The sequence below is a fragment of the Paenibacillus albicereus genome (genome assembly GCF_012676905.1).
Lineage (GTDB): Bacteria > Bacillota > Bacilli > Paenibacillales > Paenibacillaceae > Paenibacillus_O > Paenibacillus_O albicereus.
In genome coordinates, this window is record NZ_CP051428.1 from 826,225 (window position 1) to 845,080 (window position 18,856).

The following is an 18,856-nucleotide window of genomic DNA, read 5'->3' on the forward strand; positions in this document are numbered from 1 at the left end:
GTGTATGTGAAGCGGGGCCGGAAGGACCCGGAATCCATCCGGCAGCAGCGCGTTCGAGGCATTCGTCCGGAACGGACGGCAGCCGGGCGCCGATTCGCGCCTGCGCGGCGCGGACCGGCGGGGCTCAGGCGCCCCGCCGATCGGCGCCGGAACGGAAAAAAGCCCCGCCTCTACGCATAGAGGCGGGGCATTGCCCGCGGTACCACTCTAATTCATGCCTGAATGCAGGCATGATCTTGTTCGATGGCCATCACCATCTATCCCTGTAACGGTGGAATTCCGGCTGGCCCTACGTTGTCAGGCAGCAGTTCCTAGAGGAGTTCGGACGGAGCGCTCCTGCCGCCTCGCACCACCCGGCGGCTCTCTGAAAGGTCGATTCCATCCTACTGGTTCTAGTCATGACTGTTGGCGATATGAAGCGAAGCTTGAATTAGGGATGAGTATAGGCCATCGTTCCGGCGATTGTCAAGCGGGCGTGAAAGAGGCGGTTCCGTCCAAGGCGGGACAGGTGCGGGGAATAGGGCTCCGGCCTAAGCCGTGTCGGAACGAGGCTTTGACGGGATGCCTCCGTCCAAGCCGCCGTCAGTCGGCGCGCTCCAACGTCCGATCATAGTTGTCCCGGGCCTGCATCACCTCGCCGTGGTGGATGGATGCCCACCGCTTCAGCTCCTGCAGCGGTCCGATCAGCGACCGGCCGAGCGGCGTCAGCGAATAATCGACGACCGGCGGGATGGACGGCGTCAGCTCGCGATGGACGAGGCCGTCCCGCTCCAGCTGGCGCAGCGTCTGGGTCTGCATCTTCTTGGAGATGCCCTCGATGCGCCGTCCCATCTCGCCGAAGCGCACGGGACCGTCCTCCAGCGCGTACAGGATCAGCGCGCTCCACTTGCTGGAGACGATGTCCAGGAACTTGGTGTAGTCGCAGCGCTCGGGGGAGATGTCGGGCTTTCGCTTGGCGGCCGGCCCGGCTGTTTCGGCATTGCTCATCGATCTAACGCCTCCCAGGTCACATTGGGGTAACCAGTGCACGATAAAGTACCTTCTACCCCGAGTATAGCCGATCTGCTAGCATGAAGGCCATACCCGAGAACGCAAGTCGGGAATACAAGGCGTCCGGCCGATCGGCCGGGGCGGAGAGAGGAAGCGTGAGCGGGATGACGATGAAGGCGCTGCAGCTGCATGGGAAGCTTGGAATGGAGGGGGTCAGCGTGGACGGCCGGCCGATTCCGGAGCCGGGAAACGGAGAAGTGCTCGTCCGCATTCGGGCGGCGTCACTGAACGCACGCGATCTGGGCTTCATCCATGGCGAATACGGCTGGGACCTGGCCCAGCCGCTCGTGCTCGGCTCCGATGCGGTCGGGGAGATCGTGCGGCTCGGACCCGGAACGAGCCGGTTCGCGGTCGGAGAGCGGGTCAGCGGCATCTTTTTCCAGGAGTGGATCTCCGGAGAGGTAACGGCGGAAAGCCGGGCCAGCTCGCTCGGAGGCCCGCTGGATGGAGTGATTTCGGAATACCGGGTATTCCCGGAGCAATCGCTCGTCGCCGTGCCGGCGTACTTGAGCGACGCGGAGGCGGCCGCGCTCCCGTGCGCGGCCGTGACGGCCTGGCAGGCGATCGTCGAGGAGGGCCAGGTGAAGGCCGGCGACACCGTCGTCGTGCAGGGGACGGGAGGCGTAGCCGTGTTCGCGCTGCAGCTCGCTAAGCTGCAGGGCGCGCGCGTCATCGTGCTGTCGAGCTGCGAAGACAAGCTGCAGCGGGCCCGGGAGCTGGGAGCGGACGAGGGCGTGAACTACCGCGAGCATCCGGAGTGGGAGCGGGAGGTGCTGCGCCTGACCGGCGGACGCGGAGCGGACCATGTGCTTGACGTCGGCGGCGCGGACACGCTGAACCGGTCGGTCGAGGCGCTGCGCCAGGGCGGACGCATCAGCCTCGTCGGGCTGCTGTCGGGCGGAGCGGTCGAGGGCTTCCGCATCGTGCCGGCGATCCAGCGCCGGGCGCGGCTGCAGGCGGTCAGCGTCGGGAGCCGGGACATGTTCGAGGCGATGAACCGCGCGCTGGAGCAGCATCGACTGCGTCCGGCCATCGACCGCGTCTACCCGCTGGAGCGGTACGAGGAGGCGTTCGCGCGGCTCGCCGCAGGCGAGCATGTCGGCAAGATCGTACTGGAGCTGTGAGGCGGAGCAGCGGACCGGCTATTCGGCCAAGTGCTGAGAAGAGGTCGTCCCGTACCTGGAGAGTTGGTGCGCCATGGACGTCGACGAGCTGAGGAGCTCCGAGAAGGGCGTAGGGCCGAGCCTCGGGGAGGTGCTGCGCCATATGGTGGTCCATGAAGTCCATCCTATCGGCCAGCTGTCGATCTGGGCGCAAGCTCGGACGGAGCTCAGTGTCGGCCAACTCCATTGATCGCAGCTTGAAGCGGCCGCTGCCCGGTCAAGTCGATCTGGCAGCGGCCGCTCTTCATCGGAGCTCTAAGTTGGAGTAGGAAGCCGGGAGGCTGAAAAAGCTCGATAAAATCGAGTTAGCTTGCTCTGAGGCGGACGTCGCATAGGGATGAAGTCGATAAAATCAAGTTAATCGGCTTCGAGGCAGCCGTCGGGTGGGGATTAACTCGATAAAATCGAGTTAATCGGCTCCGAGGCGGCCGTCGGGTAGGGATTAACTCGATAAAATCGAGTTAATCGGCTCCGAGGCGGCCGTCGGGTAGGGATTAACTCGATAAAATCGAGTTAATCGGCTTCGAGGCGGCCGTCGGGTAGGGATTAACTCGATAAAATCGAGTTAATCGGCTTCGGGGCGGCCGTCGGGTAGGGATTAACTCGATAAAATCGAGTTAATCGGCTTCGAGGCGGCCCTCGGGTAGGGATTAACTCGATAAAATCGAGTTAATCGGCTTCGAGGTGGCCGTCGGATGGGGATTAACTCGATAAAGTCGAGTTAATCGGCTCCGAGGCGGCCGTCGCATAGGGATTAACTCGATAAAATCGAGTTAATCGGCTTCGAGGCGGCCGTCGGGTGGGGATGAACTCGATAAAACCGAGTTAATCGGCTCCGAGGCGGCCGTCGGGTAGGGATTAACTCGATAAAATCGAGTTAATCGGCTCCGAGGCAGCCGTCGGGTAGGGATTAACTCGATAAAATCGAGTTAATCGGCTCCGAGGCGGCCGTCGGGTAGGGATTAACTCGATAAAATCGAGTTAATCGGCCTCGAGGCGGCCGTCGGGTGGGGATGAACTCGATAAAATCGAGTTAATCAGCTCCGAGGCAGCCGTCGGGTAGGGATTAACTCGATAAAATCGAGTTCATCGGCTCCGAGGCGGTCATCGGGGAGGCGTCGCCCATGCACCGTAGCCGTATAGCCGCCGCATCCCGTTGCTATCCGCCCGTGCTGCTGCTATCGGCCCGTGCTGTGCTATCCGCCTGTGGCGTGCTATCGGCCCGTGCCGCGCTATCCGCCCGTGCTACTGCTATCCGCCCGTGCTGCTGCTATCCGCCCGTGCCGCGCTTGCCGCCACGCTCATCCCTGCGCGGCGATCGCCTCCTGCAGCGCGGCGAGCACGCCGTCGAGATGGCGCGTCAGCCGCTGCTCGGCGAGCGCGGCGTCGCCGCGCTCGATCGCGTCCAGGATGCCCGCGTGCTCGTCGAGCAGCCGCTCGGCTGTGCCGGGCTCGCGGTAGAAGCGCAGCTCCCGCGTCTGCCGGATCGTCGCTTCGAAGCGGTCCGCGAGCGACTCCATCATGCCGGCGAGCAGCGGATTGCCCGCCGCGCCGGCGATGGCCATGTGGAACGCGGTGTCCGCGCGCTCCCCGGCCGCCGTGTCGCCGCGCTCCAGCGCCGCTTCCATCTGCGCGAACGCCTCGCCCAGCCGCGCCAGCTCCGGCTCGCCCCGCCGCATGGCGGCGAGCCGCACCGCGCCGGCCTCGAGCGCGCGCCGCACCTCCAGCAGCTCGGCGAGCGAGCCGGCGCTCTCGAAGAGCATGTCCGCGCCGTGGCGCGGGTCGCTCGGCAGCACCGCCTTGACGAACGTGCCGCCGCCATGGCGCACGTCGAGCCAGCCGGTCGCCTTGAGCGCGCTCGTCGCCTCGCGGATCGTCGAGCGGCCGACGCCGTACTGCTCGGCCAGCTCGACGACCGACGGCAGGCGCTGCCCCGGCTGCCAGGCGCCGCTCTGGATCTGCTCCAGCAGGTGGCCCGCGACGAGCTCGTGGTTTTTGGCGGATGTGATCTTCATGCAGCCTCGCCCTCCGGATTCCTCAGAGCGTTTTCGCAAACGCTCCCTAGTCAATGCCAGCATTATAGCATATAATGAGCGGCATAAGTCATCTGATGACCTGATGAATAGATCAGGGATGAACAGGGGGAACGAACATGCTGGACCAATCGCTGCTGGAGCGGCTGCAGGGCATCGTCGGGGAGAAGCATGCGAGGGACGACATGGAGGCACGGGTCGCCCATTCGTACGACGGGACGCCGATGCTGCAGAGCCTGCCGGACGGGGTCGTGTACCCGGAGACGACGGAGCAGGTGTCGGAGATCATGAAGCTGCTGGCGGAGCATCGGGTGCCGGTCGTGACGCGCGGCTCGGGCTCGAACCTGTGCGGGGGCACGGTGCCTTTGCAGGGCGGCGTCGTGCTGGTCATGCACCGCATGAACCGCATCCTGGAGGTCGATCTGGACAATCTGACGGCGACGGTGCAGCCGGGCCTCATCACGCAGGCGTTCACCGACCATGTCGAGTCGCTCGGGCTGTACTATCCGCCGGACCCGAGCAGCATGAAGATCTCGACGATCGGCGGCAACATCAGCGAGAACTCCGGCGGCCTGCGCGGGCTCAAGTACGGCACGACCAAGGACTACGTGCTCGGGCTCGAAGCCGTGCTGGCGAGCGGCGAGATCATCCGCACCGGCGGCAAGCTGGTCAAGGACGTCGCCGGCTACGACCTGACCAAGCTGCTCGTCGGCTCGGAGGGGACGCTGGCGATCGTGACCGAGGCGACGCTGAAGCTCGTGCCGCCTCCGGCCGCCAAGAAGACGATGCTCGCGATGTACCGCGACCTGCAGGGAGCGGCGCGCACCGTCTCGCGCATCATCGAGAGCCGCATCATTCCCGCCACGCTGGAAATTCTCGACAACCCGACGATCCGGGTCGTCGATGATTTCGCCAAGCTCGGGCTGCCGCGCGACATGGAGGCGATCCTGCTCATCGAGCAGGACGGCGAGCCGGAGGTCGTCGAGCGCGACATGGAAGCGATCCGCGCCGTCTGCCTCGCCGAGCGGGCCGACCGCGTCGAGGTCGCCGAGACGCGCGAGCACGCGGAGCGGCTGATCGCCGCGCGGCGCAGCGCCTTCACGGCGCTCGCCCGCCTGCGGCCGACGACGATTCTGGAGGATGCGACCGTGCCGCGCTCGCGCATCGCGGACATGGTGCGGCGCATCGGCGAGATCGCCGCCAAGCATCAGGTGAACATCGCGACGTTCGGCCATGCAGGCGACGGCAACCTGCATCCGACGGCGACGACCGACGCGCGCGACGCGGAGGAGGTGCACCGGGTCGAGGAGGCGTTTGCGGAAATTTTCGAAGCGGCGATCTCGATGGGCGGCACGATCACCGGCGAGCACGGCGTCGGCGTCGTGAAGGCGCCGTACCTGGAGTGGAAGGTCGGCGAGAGCGGCATGGCGGTCATGGAAGCGATCAAGGCCGCGTTCGACCCGCACGGCCTGCTCAATCCCGGCAAGATGTTCGCCAAGGACCGGCGCAAACGGGTGGTGATCCAGCATGGCTGACCGCATGAGCTTGAAGGAGCGGCTGAAGCCGCGGCGGGCGGCGGCGCTCTCGCTCGGCCTGGGATGGACGTCGGCGCCGGCTGGAGCTGGCACGGGCGCAGATGGAATCGTCGGAGCCGGGATGAAAAAGGCAGGCGCGGCCCATGCGGCCCTCCCGGGCCTGGACCGAGGAGGAGCAGGCGGATGGCCGCAGGCTGCAGCCGCTCCGGCAGGGCTGGCCTCGATCGCGCAGGAGCTGCCTTCCGAGCGCCGGCCTTCCGCGTCCGCCTGGATGGCGTCAGCCGCAGGCGGAGCGCAAGGGGCAGGCGGCATCCAACGCGCGGCTTTGCCGGGAGCGGCGGCGGGCGGCGCGACGGGCTCAGGAGGCGCGGGGCATTCGGCGGGTGGCGGTGCGCATGGCTCCGGCTTCGGCAAGCCGCAGATCGAGCATGCGAATCCGCTTGCGCGCACGCTGCTCGCCAAGCTGGACTACGACCAGCTGACGAACTGCATGCGCTGCGGCTTTTGCCTGCCGGCGTGCCCGACGTTCCGCGAGACCGGCATCGAGCCGGAGTCGCCGCGCGGGCGAATCGCCCTCATGAAGGCCGTCGCCGACGGCCTGATGGACCCGGACGAGAGCTTCCGCGCTCAGATGAACCATTGCCTCGGCTGCCGCGCCTGCGAGCCGGCTTGTCCGGCGGACGTGAAGTACGGCCAGCTGATCGAGCAGGCGCGCGACGCGCTGGAGGATCACTCCGCGCACAGCGCTCCGGTGAAAGGCCTCCGCGCGGCGCTGTTCAAGGGCGTCTTCCCGAGGCGAGGCAGCCTGCGGGCGCTCGGCGGCGCGCTTGCGCTGTACCAGAAGTCGGGGCTGCGAAAGGTCGCTCGGGGCACGGGCATCCTGAAGCTGTTCCCGGCGCCGATGCGCGAGATGGAAGAGATCCTGCCGGACGCCTCCTCGCGCGGGGTCATCGAGCGGATCGGCACGTTCCTGCCGGCCCAAGGCGAATCGCTCGGGCGCGTGGCGCTGTTCCGCGGCTGCATCATGGATGTGCTGTTCGCCGGCACGAACGTCAACACGGCGGAGCTGCTGGCGCAGGCGGGCTATGACGTCGTCATCCCGCGCGAGCAGGCGTGCTGCGGGGCGCTCCATGCGCACAGCGGGGAGCTGGATCAGGCGCGGGAGCTCGCGGTGCGGAACCTGGAGGCGTTCCGCGACGGCGGCATCCAGTGGATCGTCTCCAATGCCGGCGGCTGCGGGGCGCAGCTGGCCGAGTACGGGCATCTGCTGCAGGACGATCCAGATCATGCGGAGCTGGCGCAGGGATTCGCCGCCCGCGTCGTCGACGTGAGCCGGCTGCTCGTCGCCAGCGGCCGCCTGCCGCTGGACGGCGCGCTGCAGGCGGCCGGCGAGGCCGCCGCTGCGGCGTGGTCGAACTCCGCTTGCGGCGGTGGGACGAAAGGCAGAGGGGAACACGAGCCAGCTTCAGCTGTTGCATCGTCAACGGCATCGTCGACGGCATCGTCAGGACACATCGTCGCGGCGCCGATCGCTGCGGCAGGGAAGGCCGGCCACGGCGGAAGCTGCGGAGGCGGCTGCACTTCCGCCCTCGGCGCGGACCTGGCCGACGCTGGCGGGCTGCGCACGCCGGTGCGAGTCACGTATCAGGATTCTTGCCATTTGCGCAACGGCATGAAGGGCTCGTCCGATCCGCGGACGCTGATCCGCCAGACCGGCGGCGTCGAGTTCGTGGAGATGAGGGAGGCGGACCGCTGCTGCGGCTCGGCGGGCATCTACAACGTGCTGCAGCCGGAGATGGCCGGCCAGCTGCTGGAGCACAAGATGGAGCACGCCGGCGCGACCGGCGCGAGCTACCTGCTGACGAGCAACCCCGGCTGCCTGCTGCAGATGAAGCTCGGCGTGCACAAGCACGGCGATCCGTCGACGATGAAGGTCATGCACGTGGTCGACTTCCTGCATGAGCGGGTCGCGGCGAGAGAGAGCTAGGACGCTGGGAGACGTGAATAGAACCCGATCCATTGTCATGGTCGGGTTCTTTTTCATGCCCGCTTCTCTAATATTATTAAATCCATTAAAAGTAAATGAAATGGCCATTTAAAGAGGTGAAATTTGGGTGAATGGAGGAGGGCCAATGAGGGCGAAGAAACGACGGGGCGGCGGGCTCTTGGCATTGAGCTTGGCTGCGGCAGGATGCGCGGTGAACGTGGAGGAGACGAGACCGGATCGATTTCCGTTCTCTATGTCGATGAATCCTCTTGTTATGGATGCGGAAGCCCGCGCCGAGGCGCTTGCAGCTACCGCCTGCCCGGGGCTATCGCCTGCCTGCCTCCGCCAGCACGGACTCGGCATCCGCGATCTCGACGCCCTCCCATACGGACTCCGGCGAGCAGCAGGCGGCCAGGCTGTACGCCGGGTCCACGGATAGCTCGCGCAGCCGGTACTCGCCGTCCTCCAGCGCGACCCGGCCGTCTCCGACGAGAGCGGGCAGGACGCTGAAGCTCGGCAGCGGCACCGACAGCCCTTTGCCGAGCGCCTTGACGGCGCTCTCCTTGGCGGTCCACAGCCGGAAGAAGCGGCGAGTCCAGTCTTCGCTCCCGGGCGACGAGACGTTCAGGAACGCCAGCTCCTCCTCGCAGAAGCAAGCCTGCGCCAGGGCAGGCTCGACCGGCGCATGCGCCTCCACATCGACGCCGACGGACTGGCGGTCGGCGAGGCAAGCGATCCAGCCGCCCGAGTGCGACACGTTGAAATGAAAGCTGGAGCCGCCTGCCAGCTGCGGCTTGCCGTACGCATTGAAGACGAACGAGATGTCGCGGTTCGACCAGCCGAGCTCGCGGCAGACGACGCTCCGCAGCAGCAGCTCCGCCCATAGCCCGCGCAGCCGGTCCTCCTCGCGGCGGAAGCGGAGCAGCCGGGCCTGCTTGTCTGCCGACAGGAGCGGCCAGCCCTGCGCGGCCTCCCGGGACGCTGCGTCATCGAGCGGCAGCAGCCATAATTTCGCGATGCGATCCACCTCCCTAGGTATCGGCAAGGAAAGGGTCAAGGAATCAATACGATCTTTCCGCCATGCAGCCGGCTCTCCAGCAGGCGATGCGCCTCGGCCCCGTCCTGCAAAGAGAAGCGCCGGATGTCGGCCAGCCGCAGGCGGCCGTCGCGGATCCACTGGAACAGCTCGCCCGAGCGGGCGATGCGCTCCTCCGCCGTCGTGACGTGGTTCCACAGATCGCCGCCGGTCAGCGTCTTGGACGTGTCCATTAGCATCCGCGGATCGACAGGCTCGGGATCTCCGCCGGCCATGCCGTAGAAGACGACGGCTCCCCGTTTCCGCACCGCCGCGAAGCTGTCCGGCAGCGTCGAGCCGACTGAGTCGTAGGCGACCGACACGCCTTGGCCGTCCCGGCTCCACCGGCGCGCCTCGCCGGCCCAGTCCGGGCCGTACAGCAGCGCCTCGTCCGCGCCTGCGCGCAGGGCGGCCTCGCGCTTGCCCGGGGAAGACGTCAGGCCGAGCACGCGCGCGCCCTTCGCCGCCGCCATCTGCACGAGCAGCTGGCCGACGCCGCCAGCAGCGGCATGGACGAGCACGTCGTCGCCGGCCGAGACGGCGTAGCTGTCCTGCACGAGGTACTGGGCGGTCAGTCCCTGCAGCAGCACGGCGGCCGCCTGTTCGCACGAGATGTCGTCCGGCAGCGGGATGATCCGGTCGACCGGCACCTTGACGAGCTCGGCGTTGGCATGGGGCGCATCGGCGAACGCGACGCGGTCGCCGGGCCGCAGCGCGCCCGCTACGCTCCCGACCTGCTCGACGACTCCCGCTCCCTCGTAGCCGAGGATGTAGGGCGGCTGGCCGGCCAGATGGTAGTTGCCGTTGCGGCGGTAGATGTCCGCGAAGTTCAGGCCGATCGCCTGCATGCGGACGAGCGCCTCGCCCTCCCCGAGGAGAGGATCGGCGATCTCCTCGTAGCGGAGCGCCTCCGGACCTCCGAAGGCATGGAAAACCAATGCTTTCATTTCGCTGCGTCCCCTTTCCTCTAGCCGTCGTTTTTAAGGCTCCGTGTCCTATTCCCGTAGTATAGTAGAGTTCAGCATCGATGCGAAAGGGGCTATCTGCATGACATGCGTCAGGACGTCCCCGACGCGCACACCAAACGGAGGTGGAGCCATGAGCGGAATCGCGAATACGCCGGAAGCGCCGTATTATGCCGTCATTTTCACTTCGGAACGGACGGATGGAGACAACGGCTACGGGGAGATGGCCGAGGAGATGGAGCAGCTGGCCTACCGGCAGCCCGGATTCCTCGGGGTGGAGAGCGCTCGGGACGGACTCGGCATTACGGTTTCCTATTGGGAGTCCCTCGAAGCCATCCGCGGCTGGAAGCAGAACGAGCGGCATCTCGTCGCCCAGAGGCAGGGCGCGGCGGAATGGTACCGGACGTACAAGACCCGAATCTGCAAGGTGGAGAGGGAGTACGGGTTCGAAAGAGAGTGACTGTGGCGAGGCGGGGCAACGGGGTGGACACGGAGCGGCGCGCGCCGGCGGGCAGCCGGTGGTATAATGGAGGAAGAATTTCCCTTCAAGGAGGCTCACCGAACGTGTCCATGACCTTTGACCCGCTGCATCATCCGCATCCTTCCTACCGTCAGCCTGCCTATGCCCGCAGAGGCATGGTCGCGACATCGCAGCCGCTCGCCGCCCAGGCCGGGCTGGACATCCTGCGCCAAGGCGGCAACGCGATCGACGCCGCCGTCGCGGCCGCGGCCGCGCTCACGGTCGTCGAGCCCTGCTCCAACGGCATCGGCGGCGACGCCTTCGCGCTCGTCTGGACCGGCGGCCGCCTGCACGGACTCAGCGGCAACGGCCCGGCGCCGGCGTCGATGTCCATCGACGCGTTGCGGGAGCGCGGCCATGAGGCGATGCCTCGGCTCGGCGCCGAAGCGGTGACGGTGCCCGGCGCGCCGGCCGCCTGGGCGGAGCTGAGCGCCCGCTTCGGGCGGCTCGGGCTGGACGAGCTGCTGGAGCCGGCAGCGAGCTATGCGGAGCAAGGCTACCCGGTCTCGCCGGTCGCCGCCTTCTATTGGGACCGGGCCTTTCAATCGTACGGCAAGCAGCTGTCCGCCGAGGACGTCGCGGCCTGGATGGAGACCTTCGCGCCGCATGGCCGCGCGCCGCGGCCCGGCGAGCTGTGGGCATCGCCGGCGCATGCCGAGACGCTCCGCTCGATCAGCCGCAGCGGCGCGCGCAGCTTCTACGAAGGCGAGCTGGCCGAGCGGATCCACGCCTGCATCTGGGAGCGCGGCGGCTTCTTGACGGCGGCCGACCTGGCGGCCTACGCGCCGGAGTGGGTCGATCCGATCCATGTCCGCTACCGCGACTTCGAGGTATGGGAAATGCCGCCGAGCGGCCAGGGGCTGGTCGCGCTGCAGGCGCTGTCCATCCTGGACGGCTTCGACTTCCGGCCGGAGGACCGGCTCGAAGCGGGCGCGATCCATCGGCAGCTGGAAGCCACGAAGCTCGCCTTTGCCGACGGGCTGAAGCATCTGACCGATCCGCGCCACATGAAGGTCGCGCCCGAGCAGCTGCTCTCTCCGGAGTACGCGGCGCTCCGGCGCGGCCTCATCGGGCCGCAGGCGATGATGCCGGAGCCCGGCCGTCCGGGCGGCAGCGGCACGGTCTATCTGGCGACGGCGGACAACGAAGGCAACATGGTATCGTTCATCCAAAGCAACTACATGGGCTTCGGCTCGGGCATCGTCGTGCCGGGCACCGGCATCGCCCTGCAGAACCGCGGCGCGGACTTCTCGCTCGATCCGTCCCATGCGAACGCGCTGCTGCCGGGCAAGAAGACGTACCACACGATCATCCCCGCCTTTCTCACGCGCGGCGGCGGCCAGCCGGTCGGTCCGTTCGGCGTGATGGGCGGCTACATGCAGCCGCAGGGCCATGTGCAGGCGGTCATGAACCTCGTCGACTACAACCTGCATCCGCAGGCGGCGCTCGACGCTCCGCGCTGGCAATGGCATGAGGGGCGGAGCGTGTCGGTGGAGCCGCATTTCCCGCAGGAGGCCGCGGAGGCGCTGGAGCGGATGGGGCATGCCGTGCGCAGAGAGGACGGCTTCGGCTCGTTCGGGCGCGGACAGATCATCCTGCGCGATCCGGCGACGGGCGTGCTGTGCGGCGGCACCGACTTCCGCACGGACGGCATCGTCGCGGGCTATTGATCGATGCGGCTGCTGCGGGAGGCGCTCGCCCGCCTGAAGCGCGGACGTACGGGAGAGAAGAAGACGGCCGGCGGGAGGGGAACAATGCCAGGAGCCGGCTCGGGCGAGGCCGGCGGGAGCCGAGCCGAGACCGGTAGGACGGGAGCGCGAGTGCCGGACGGTGCGGAATCGGCCGGCCGGCGCGGCGCACGTCCAGCCGAGCCGCATGGAGCGGCTATGCCGGTCGGGACGTCTGGGCCGGAAGGGCCGGGCGCAAGCCTTGCTGTCGGCAGTGGCGAGGCCGAAGGTGGCGACGCGGCTATCGGCGTCGCTACGTTCGCTGGCGGCTGCTTCTGGTGCATGGTCGAGCCGTTCGAGCAGCTGCCGGGCATCCGGAGCGTCACGTCGGGCTACACGGGCGGCTGGACGGACGATCCGACCTACGAGCAGGTGGCGTCGGAGACGACCGGCCATGCGGAGGCGGTGCGGATCGAGCATGATCCGCGCCTTTTCCCCTATGAGCGGCTGCTCGACCTGTTCTGGCGGCAGATCGATCCGACGGATGCGGGAGGCCAGTTCCAGGATCGGGGCGCTTCGTACCGGACGGCCATCTTCGTCCATGACGAGCGGCAGCGCGAGCTGGCGGAGGCTTCCCGGCGGGCGCTGGAGCGGAGCGGCCGCTTCAAGGGGCGGATCGCCACGGAGATCGTACCCGCAGGCCCGTTCTATCCGGCGGAGGAGGAGCATCAGCAGGTCCACCGTCGGCGCTTCGGCCATTACCGGCTCTATCGGCAGGCTTCGGGGAGGGACGAGTTCCTGCGCCGCCATTGGGATCGGGAGCCGGACCGCAAGCGGCTGGAAAGCCTGCTGACGGAAGAGCAGAGACGGGTCGCGCTGGAGCGTCGGCCGGAGCCGGCTCATGCTCATGCGGGCGGCGACGGGTCGGAGGAAGGGCTGTACGTCGACCTGCTGACCGGGGACCCGCTGTTCGGCACGCGGGATCAGTTCGATGCCGGTGACGGGTGGCCGGCTTTCCGGCGACCGCTGCATGACGGCCTGATCGTCCGCGAGGCGGAGCTTGGCTCCGGTCCGCCGAGGACGGCGCTGCTGTCGCGGCTGAGCGGGCTTTTCCTCGGCTATGCGCTGAGGGAGGCGGATGCGGACGGCCACGGGGGGCACTACCGCGTGTATGCGTCGGCGGTGCGATTCGTGCCCCGCAGCCGGCTGGCGGAGGAAGGTTATGCCGGCCAGCTGGCTCTGTGGGAGGAGGGGCATTGACGAGCAGCTTGCGAGGCAGCTCTGCGCCGTAGCTGACGACGGATCAGAGCGTTAGGAGGCACGAATCCGGGGGCCGTTCCGGCTAACGACGCGTGGCGGGCTTAGCCGCCAAAAAGTCGGCCGAAACGAGCGGAAAGAAGGCGTTGGGACGGTTTAACCGTTTGATACGTCGTTAGCTTGTCCGACGAGCGGAAAAAGGGCTTCTAAGCGTGCCAGGAGTCGTTAGCGGCGAATGCTCCCAGCCAGCGGCAGCAAACAGTCGCAGCCAGCTGCATCCAGATGTTTTCCCGGCGTGATTCAGCTCCAGCCGGCGGCGGCATCTTACGCAGACAGCAGCGTTCAACTGCTCGCCAGCTGCATCCAGATAAATTCCGGCGTCATGCAGAGATTCTAGCTGGCGCTATCCAGCTCCTAGCTGGCGCGATCCAGCTCCTAGCTGGCGCGATCCAGCTCCTAGCTGGCGCGATCCAGCTCCTAGCTGGCGCGATCCAACTCCTAGCTGGCGCTCCAGTTCGTAGCTGGCGCGATTCAGCTCCAGCCGGCGGCGTCCCGCTGCAAGCCGCCGGTGCCGAAGCGGGTCATGGGCGCTCAGGGATCGCGGGCTAAGCAGCAGCGGCGGACGCCAAAAAACGAAAGAGCGAAGCGGGACCATGCCGCTTCGCTCTTTCGTTTTTTTTCGACTGCCGTCTACGATTGCAGCGAAGGCCGTCCCCGATGGGCAGGGACAGCCGCTTTCTGCGGTTCAGATAAATCCGAGCTGCTGCTGGACTCCGGAGTCAACGGCCGAAGCGGCCAGGAAGTCCGAATCGAGCTCGCGCGTCGTCACGAGGCGCAGCACGAATTGGCCCAGCTCCTCGAAGCTCATGCGCCGCAGGCTGGCGATGAACTCATCGGTCAGCACGCTGTCCCCGAGCACCTCCTTGACGACTTCAATGACCGTATGTACCCTCGCTGTATGTTCAAGCTCGTCGATCGTTCTCATGGTCGATATCCTCCCGCAATGGATGAATGGGGAATCGGCGGACCGGCGCGGACACGGCGGCGGATTCCGTGGGCGGATTTTCCAAGCTTTGCCGCCTGCTCGATCTTAGCATGACGATTGATCCGGGAGGAGCAGTCTGAAGGAATTATAATCTGGGTTTCATTTTTCTCATCGACAGGACTTTTGGTATACTGGGGAGACCAGAACGAAAGAACGGAGGGTTAGCATGAGCATGGCACCGTTGTCGAACGACGGGAGATTGGGCATTCTCAAGGCGATCTCCAACGAGACGAGGCTGAACATCCTGTGCTGGCTGCGCGATGCGGAAGGCCAGTTTCCCCTGTCCCCGGAGCAGGTGCGCGCCGAGTTTCCGGGAGGCGTGTGCGTCGGCAGCATCCAGGACAAGTCCGGACTGACGCAGTCGGTCATCTCCTCCTATCTGGCCTCGATGCAAAAGGCCGGCCTGCTGGAGTCGCGCCGCTTCGGACAGTGGACGTACTACCGGCGCAACGAAGCGGCGATCCGGGCGTTCCTCGCCGATCTTGCCGCAGAGCTGGAGGCAACCGAATAGCAAGGGTTGCTTTTGCCTGTGTAGATCGATATATTTGTTTTTGTAGATTTAAATACGGATTTTCAAGGAGGAGTTTGACCATGTCTACCGCATCCCACGCCGAGCCGCTGTTCCGTCCGTTCGAGGGCGGCAAGCTGAGGCTCGCCAACCGCATCGTCATGGCCCCCATGACGCGCGGCTTTTCTCCCGGCGGCGTGCCGGGCGCCGACGTGGCCGGCTACTACCGCCGCCGCGCCGAGCATGGCGTTGGGCTCATCATTACGGAAGGCACGGTCATCGACCATCCGGCTTCCGCGGCGGATCGCGGCGTGCCTCATTTCTACGGCGCCGAGGCGCTGGAGGGCTGGGCTCGCGTCGTGCGCGAGGTGCATGAGGCCGGAGGCAAGATCATTCCCCAGATCTGGCATGTCGGCACGGCGCGCGAAGCGGCGAAGTTCCCCGAATCGGATGCCGTGCCGATCGGCCCGTCCGGGCTTTCGCTCACGGGGGAGAAAGTATCCGAGCCGCTGACTGTAGAAGAGATTCGCGGCCTGGTGAAGGGCTATGCGGATGCGGCCGCTGCGGCGAAGCGCATCGGCTTCGACGGCGTGGAGATCCATGGCGCGCACGGCTACCTGATCGACCAGTTCTTCTGGGAGCGCACGAACAAGCGCGAGGACGAGTACGGCGGCGACCTCGTCGGCCGGACCCGCTTCGCGGTCGAGGTCATCGAGGCCGTGCGCGAGGCGGTCGGACCGGACTTCCCGATCGTGTTCCGCTTCTCGCAGTGGAAGCCGGTGGACTATGACGCCAAGCTGGCTCCGACGCCGGAGGAGCTGGAGCGCTTCCTCGCTCCGCTGAGTGCGGCCGGAGTCGACGTGTTCCACGCCTCGACGCGCCGCTTCTGGGAGCCGGAGTTCGAGGGCTCGCGGCTCAACCTGGCTGGCTGGACGCGCCGCATCACCGGCAAGCCGGCCATCACGGTCGGCTCGGTCGGGCTGGATTCGACGTTCACGAGCCTGTTCTCGGAAGGCAAGGGCGGCGAGACGGCAGGCATCGAGGAGCTGATCGAGCGTCTGGACCAGGGCGAGTTCGATCTCGTCGGCGTCGGACGCGCGCTGCTGACCGATCCGGCTTGGGCGGAAAAAATCCGCGAAGGTCGCGAGTCGGAGCTGCAGCCCTTCTCGCGGGAGTCGCTCGGCAGCCTGAGCTGAGGCGCGAGGCTTTTAAGGTAGATAGAGAAATCCGCCTCATCGGCGAAACCGATGAGGCGGATTTTTTGCTATGCAGCAGGCCATTGAGGATTATTGTTGTATACGTACATTGGTCGTAGTATTGATTTTAAAAGAATAAATTTTTATGCTAATAAAAGTATATATTTGTATGTAAGATATCACGATGCGCTGGGCTACCCTGACTGAATCGTGCTGGCCGTCGTCGTATTTGGCGGGTTCAACTAAGATTATACCGGCGAAAAAACGGAAGGCGCACTTATTTCATTAATCAATCCAAAATAAGTGGTGGATTCATTAATGAAGTACATAAAAGATGGGAGGAGTTTGGACGAATGAATAAAAGATTAGCTTTAACATCGGGACTAATACTTGTTTACCTTCTAGCATGTTGGATGGTCGATCTTAATAGCAGCACAACAGTTATGAGAGCTTCTGGCCGTTCTCACCATATTGAATATGAGTTTTTTTACAACACATATTCTTTCTATAGAGATGGTTATGATACCTATACCGCAGTTATTCTTAAATACGATAGAATTTATTTGCTCTGTATCAGCATTGTTTTCTTAGCTATAAACATATTTAAAAGACTCAGAAACGAAAAGAAATGAACCCGTTAAAAACGATGTAGTGTGTGAGACCGGAGGCTTTTTTAAATATGGCTGAAGCGAGCTGCTTTGGAAGGAAAGGGCTGCGCCTGGTCGTGGATTGTGCTTGTACCCCACGGCGACGACATCTGCTCCACGCTCGGTCTAATATAGACGGGCCCCAATTGTGGTGTCGGCAATCTGCTCCGTGAAGCATCTGGAGTCTAAGCCCTAGAACACTTGAATAGGCATGAAAAGAACCCGCTTTTTCCAGCCAATCTAGGAGCGAGACGGGTTCTTTTGCATCCGTACAGATTTATTGCGCTCATAGCTACTTGTAGTAATTTCCTAACATTTATATAGCGAATCATCCACGATGCTGGAAAATTACGTCGTTTAGCTTAGCCAGAGTTGGATCCATGTCATCAACTACGAGTAGGCTTAGGTGGCCATAAGCTACTCCATCAAGGTTGATTCGGTGGCTCGTCGCTCATAAGGGCCGGTTGAATTCGTGGTTCCACTGAATCAATTAAAGGTGACCTTGCTCACAACCAGGAAAATATAAGGCAGCTACATGCCAGCTAAAGCTCGGCGTTTAATTAAGCAGAACTCAAGGCAGCCGAAAAGTAAAGGTTGCTTTCCGGATGATGTATCTATATATTTATAAATATAGATATAAAAATTCAGGATCGTCGAGGAGGGCTTAGATCATGTCTACCGTTTCCCAAGCAGCGCCGCTGTTCCGCCCGTTCGAGGGCGGCAAGCTGAAGCTCGGCAATCGCGTCGTCATGGCCCCCATGACGCGCAGCTTTTCGCCCGGCGGAGTGCCCGGCGCCGACGTCGCCGCCTACTACCGCCGCCGCGCCGAGCGCGGCGTAGGGCTCATCATCACCGAGGGCACGATCATCGACCATCCAGCGGCGGCATCGGACCGCGACGTGCCGCATTTCTACGGCGCCGAGGCGCTGGAGGGCTGGGCTCAGGTCGTGCGCGAGGTGCATGAGGCCGGGGGCAAGATCATTCCGCAAATCTGGCATGTCGGGACCGTCCGCGAAGCGGCTGCTTTTCCGGAATCGGACGCGGTGCCGGCCGGCCCGTCGGGACTGTCGCAGACAGGGGAAAAGGTATCCGAGCCGCTGACCGTCGAGGAGATCCGCGGCCTCGTGAAGGGGTACGCGGATGCGGCTGCCGCGGCGAAGCGCATCGGCTTCGACGGCGTCGAGATTCACGGCGCGCACGGCTACCTGATCGACCAGTTCTTCTGGGAGCGCACGAACAAGCGCGACGACGAGTACGGCGGCGACCTTGTCGGGCGCACCCGCTTTGCCGTCGAAGTGATCGAGGCGGTGCGCGAGGCGGTCGGACCGGATTTCCCGATCGTATTCCGCTTCTCGCAGTTCAAATATGTGGACTACAGCAACAAGCTCGCGTCGACGCCGGAGGAGCTGGAGCGCTTCCTCGCCCCGCTGAGCGCGGCCGGAGTCGATGTGTTCCACGCCTCGACGCGCCGCTTCTGGGAGCCGGAGTTCGAGGGCTCGCCGCTGAACCTGGCGGGCTGGACGCGCCGCATCACCGGCAAGCCGGTCATTACGGTCGGATCGGTCGGACTGGATTCGACGTTCACGAGCGCAGCCTCCGAAGACAAAAGCGGCGAGCAGCCGCGCATCGAGGAGCTGATGAAGCGACTGGAAGACGAGGAGTTCGATCTCGTCGGCGTCGGCCGCGCGCTGCTGACCGATCCGGCTTGGGCGGAAAAGATCCGCGAAGGCCGCTTGTCCGAGCTGCAGTCCTTCTCGCGCGAGGCGCTCGGCAGCCTGAGCTGATTCGTCGGCAGCTCGGCAGGTCGGGGGAGCGTTGGCGCCGCAGCATCGTCTACGCGCGGAAAAACCGCTCGAAGGCCATGCAGAATGCCGCAGTTGTTCTCCTCTCCTACAAGTAGTTGGATAAGAAGCCGCTTCACCCGTCGCAACGACCGGTGAAGCGGCTTTTTTTGCAGCCATGACGCTAAGCCTGAAGGCAATCAACGATGGAAAAATACAGTTATATCGGGATGTAAATAGAAACCTTCGGGGGATTGCAACCTATGTCCAACGACCTGTTTTCGAACGGGAAAAACCGTTTATATACACGAGAATAGGAAAATTAAAGAAATTCGTGGTGGTTTTGGATCTTCAGTTACAAAAAGAAAGGGAATCAAAAAAGGTCTGCTTCAAAAGTCTCCTTTACGGAAAGAAACGTTTTTTGAAG

At 64.7% G+C, this 18,856-nt stretch carries 15 protein-coding genes, 1 pseudogene and 1 other annotated feature; of the genes and pseudogenes, 11 read left to right on the plus strand and 5 right to left on the minus strand.

Annotation, left to right across the window (positions count from 1 at the left end; all coding sequences use genetic code 11):
* Positions 1–175 precede the first annotated feature (175 nt).
* Positions 176–409: a binding site (T-box leader), on the minus strand.
* A 173-nt stretch (positions 410–582) separates the two neighbouring features.
* Complete coding sequence (locus tag HGI30_RS03705) at positions 583–987, minus strand: winged helix-turn-helix transcriptional regulator (RefSeq protein ID WP_168906415.1); 405 nt, start codon at positions 985–987, stop codon at positions 583–585.
* A 167-nt stretch (positions 988–1,154) separates the two neighbouring features.
* On the opposite strand from HGI30_RS03705, the gene HGI30_RS03710 reads away from it, so the two are divergent.
* Both HGI30_RS03710 and HGI30_RS23625 read left to right on the plus strand, forming a co-directional pair.
* On the plus strand, positions 1,155–2,174 hold the full coding sequence (locus HGI30_RS03710) for a zinc-dependent alcohol dehydrogenase family protein (RefSeq protein ID WP_235680308.1): 1,020 nt from the start codon (positions 1,155–1,157) through the stop codon (positions 2,172–2,174).
* Positions 2,175–2,295: 121 nt separating this feature from the next.
* Positions 2,296–2,482, plus strand: a pseudogene (locus tag HGI30_RS23625) (DinB family protein); the annotation flags it as partial.
* 1,032 nt (positions 2,483–3,514) lie between these two features.
* Here HGI30_RS23625 and HGI30_RS03715 read toward each other — a convergent pair.
* Complete coding sequence (locus HGI30_RS03715) at positions 3,515–4,228, minus strand: FadR/GntR family transcriptional regulator (RefSeq protein ID WP_168906416.1); 714 nt, start codon at positions 4,226–4,228, stop codon at positions 3,515–3,517.
* 137 nt (positions 4,229–4,365) lie between these two features.
* Here HGI30_RS03715 and HGI30_RS03720 point away from each other — a divergent pair, with 137 nt between their 5' ends.
* Together HGI30_RS03720 and HGI30_RS03725 are read left to right on the plus strand one after the other, a co-directional pair.
* Positions 4,366–5,781 carry an FAD-linked oxidase C-terminal domain-containing protein gene (locus tag HGI30_RS03720; protein ID WP_168906417.1) on the plus strand — a complete coding sequence of 472 codons (1,416 nt, stop codon included), beginning with the start codon at positions 4,366–4,368 and terminating at the stop codon, positions 5,779–5,781.
* A 421-nt stretch (positions 5,782–6,202) separates the two neighbouring features.
* Positions 6,203–7,768 (plus strand): (Fe-S)-binding protein, encoded by a 1,566-nt coding sequence (locus HGI30_RS03725; protein ID WP_235680400.1) that lies wholly within the window; start codon positions 6,203–6,205, stop codon positions 7,766–7,768.
* 325 nt (positions 7,769–8,093) lie between these two features.
* Here HGI30_RS03725 and HGI30_RS03730 read toward each other — a convergent pair whose 3' ends face one another.
* Both HGI30_RS03730 and HGI30_RS03735 read right to left on the minus strand, forming a co-directional pair.
* Entirely contained in the window at positions 8,094–8,795 is a 702-nt protein-coding gene (locus HGI30_RS03730; protein WP_168906418.1) for a 4'-phosphopantetheinyl transferase family protein, read from the minus strand.
* A 26-nt stretch (positions 8,796–8,821) separates the two neighbouring features.
* Positions 8,822–9,790: a quinone oxidoreductase family protein gene (locus tag HGI30_RS03735; RefSeq protein WP_168906419.1), complete on the minus strand. Its 969-nt coding sequence runs from the start codon at positions 9,788–9,790 to the stop codon at positions 8,822–8,824.
* Positions 9,791–9,941: 151 nt separating this feature from the next.
* On the opposite strand from HGI30_RS03735, the gene HGI30_RS03740 reads away from it, so the two are divergent.
* From HGI30_RS03740 to msrA, 3 genes are all read left to right on the plus strand, one after another.
* The gene (locus tag HGI30_RS03740) at positions 9,942–10,268 is read left to right on the plus strand and encodes an antibiotic biosynthesis monooxygenase family protein (RefSeq protein WP_168906420.1); all 327 of its coding nucleotides are present in this window, start codon (positions 9,942–9,944) and stop codon (positions 10,266–10,268) included.
* 110 nt (positions 10,269–10,378) lie between these two features.
* A complete protein-coding gene (locus HGI30_RS03745; protein WP_168909706.1) occupies positions 10,379–11,998 on the plus strand; it encodes a gamma-glutamyltransferase family protein in 1,620 nt (539 codons plus the stop codon).
* Between the two features lie 84 nt (positions 11,999–12,082).
* The gene (gene msrA / locus HGI30_RS03750; RefSeq protein ID WP_328805240.1) at positions 12,083–13,255 is read left to right on the plus strand and encodes a peptide-methionine (S)-S-oxide reductase MsrA; all 1,173 of its coding nucleotides are present in this window, start codon (positions 12,083–12,085) and stop codon (positions 13,253–13,255) included.
* 742 nt (positions 13,256–13,997) lie between these two features.
* Here the strand turns inward: msrA and HGI30_RS03755 are convergent.
* A complete protein-coding gene (locus tag HGI30_RS03755; protein ID WP_168906421.1) occupies positions 13,998–14,237 on the minus strand; it encodes a hypothetical protein in 240 nt (79 codons plus the stop codon).
* Between the two features lie 226 nt (positions 14,238–14,463).
* Here HGI30_RS03755 and HGI30_RS03760 point away from each other — a divergent pair, with 226 nt between their 5' ends.
* The 4 genes from HGI30_RS03760 to HGI30_RS03775 all read left to right on the plus strand — a co-directional run bounded on the left by HGI30_RS03760 (position 14,464) and on the right by HGI30_RS03775 (position 18,432).
* Positions 14,464–14,808 carry an ArsR/SmtB family transcription factor gene (locus HGI30_RS03760; protein ID WP_235680309.1) on the plus strand — a complete coding sequence of 115 codons (345 nt, stop codon included), beginning with the start codon at positions 14,464–14,466 and terminating at the stop codon, positions 14,806–14,808.
* An 80-nt stretch (positions 14,809–14,888) separates the two neighbouring features.
* Positions 14,889–16,001 carry an NADH:flavin oxidoreductase gene (locus HGI30_RS03765; RefSeq protein ID WP_168906422.1) on the plus strand — a complete coding sequence of 371 codons (1,113 nt, stop codon included), beginning with the start codon at positions 14,889–14,891 and terminating at the stop codon, positions 15,999–16,001.
* 353 nt (positions 16,002–16,354) lie between these two features.
* Positions 16,355–16,633, plus strand: a complete 279-nt coding sequence (locus HGI30_RS03770) for a hypothetical protein (RefSeq protein ID WP_168906423.1) — start codon at positions 16,355–16,357, stop codon at positions 16,631–16,633.
* A gap of 686 nt (positions 16,634–17,319) precedes the next feature.
* On the plus strand, positions 17,320–18,432 hold the full coding sequence (locus HGI30_RS03775) for an NADH:flavin oxidoreductase (RefSeq protein WP_168906424.1): 1,113 nt from the start codon (positions 17,320–17,322) through the stop codon (positions 18,430–18,432).
* Positions 18,433–18,856: the final 424 nt, after the last annotated feature.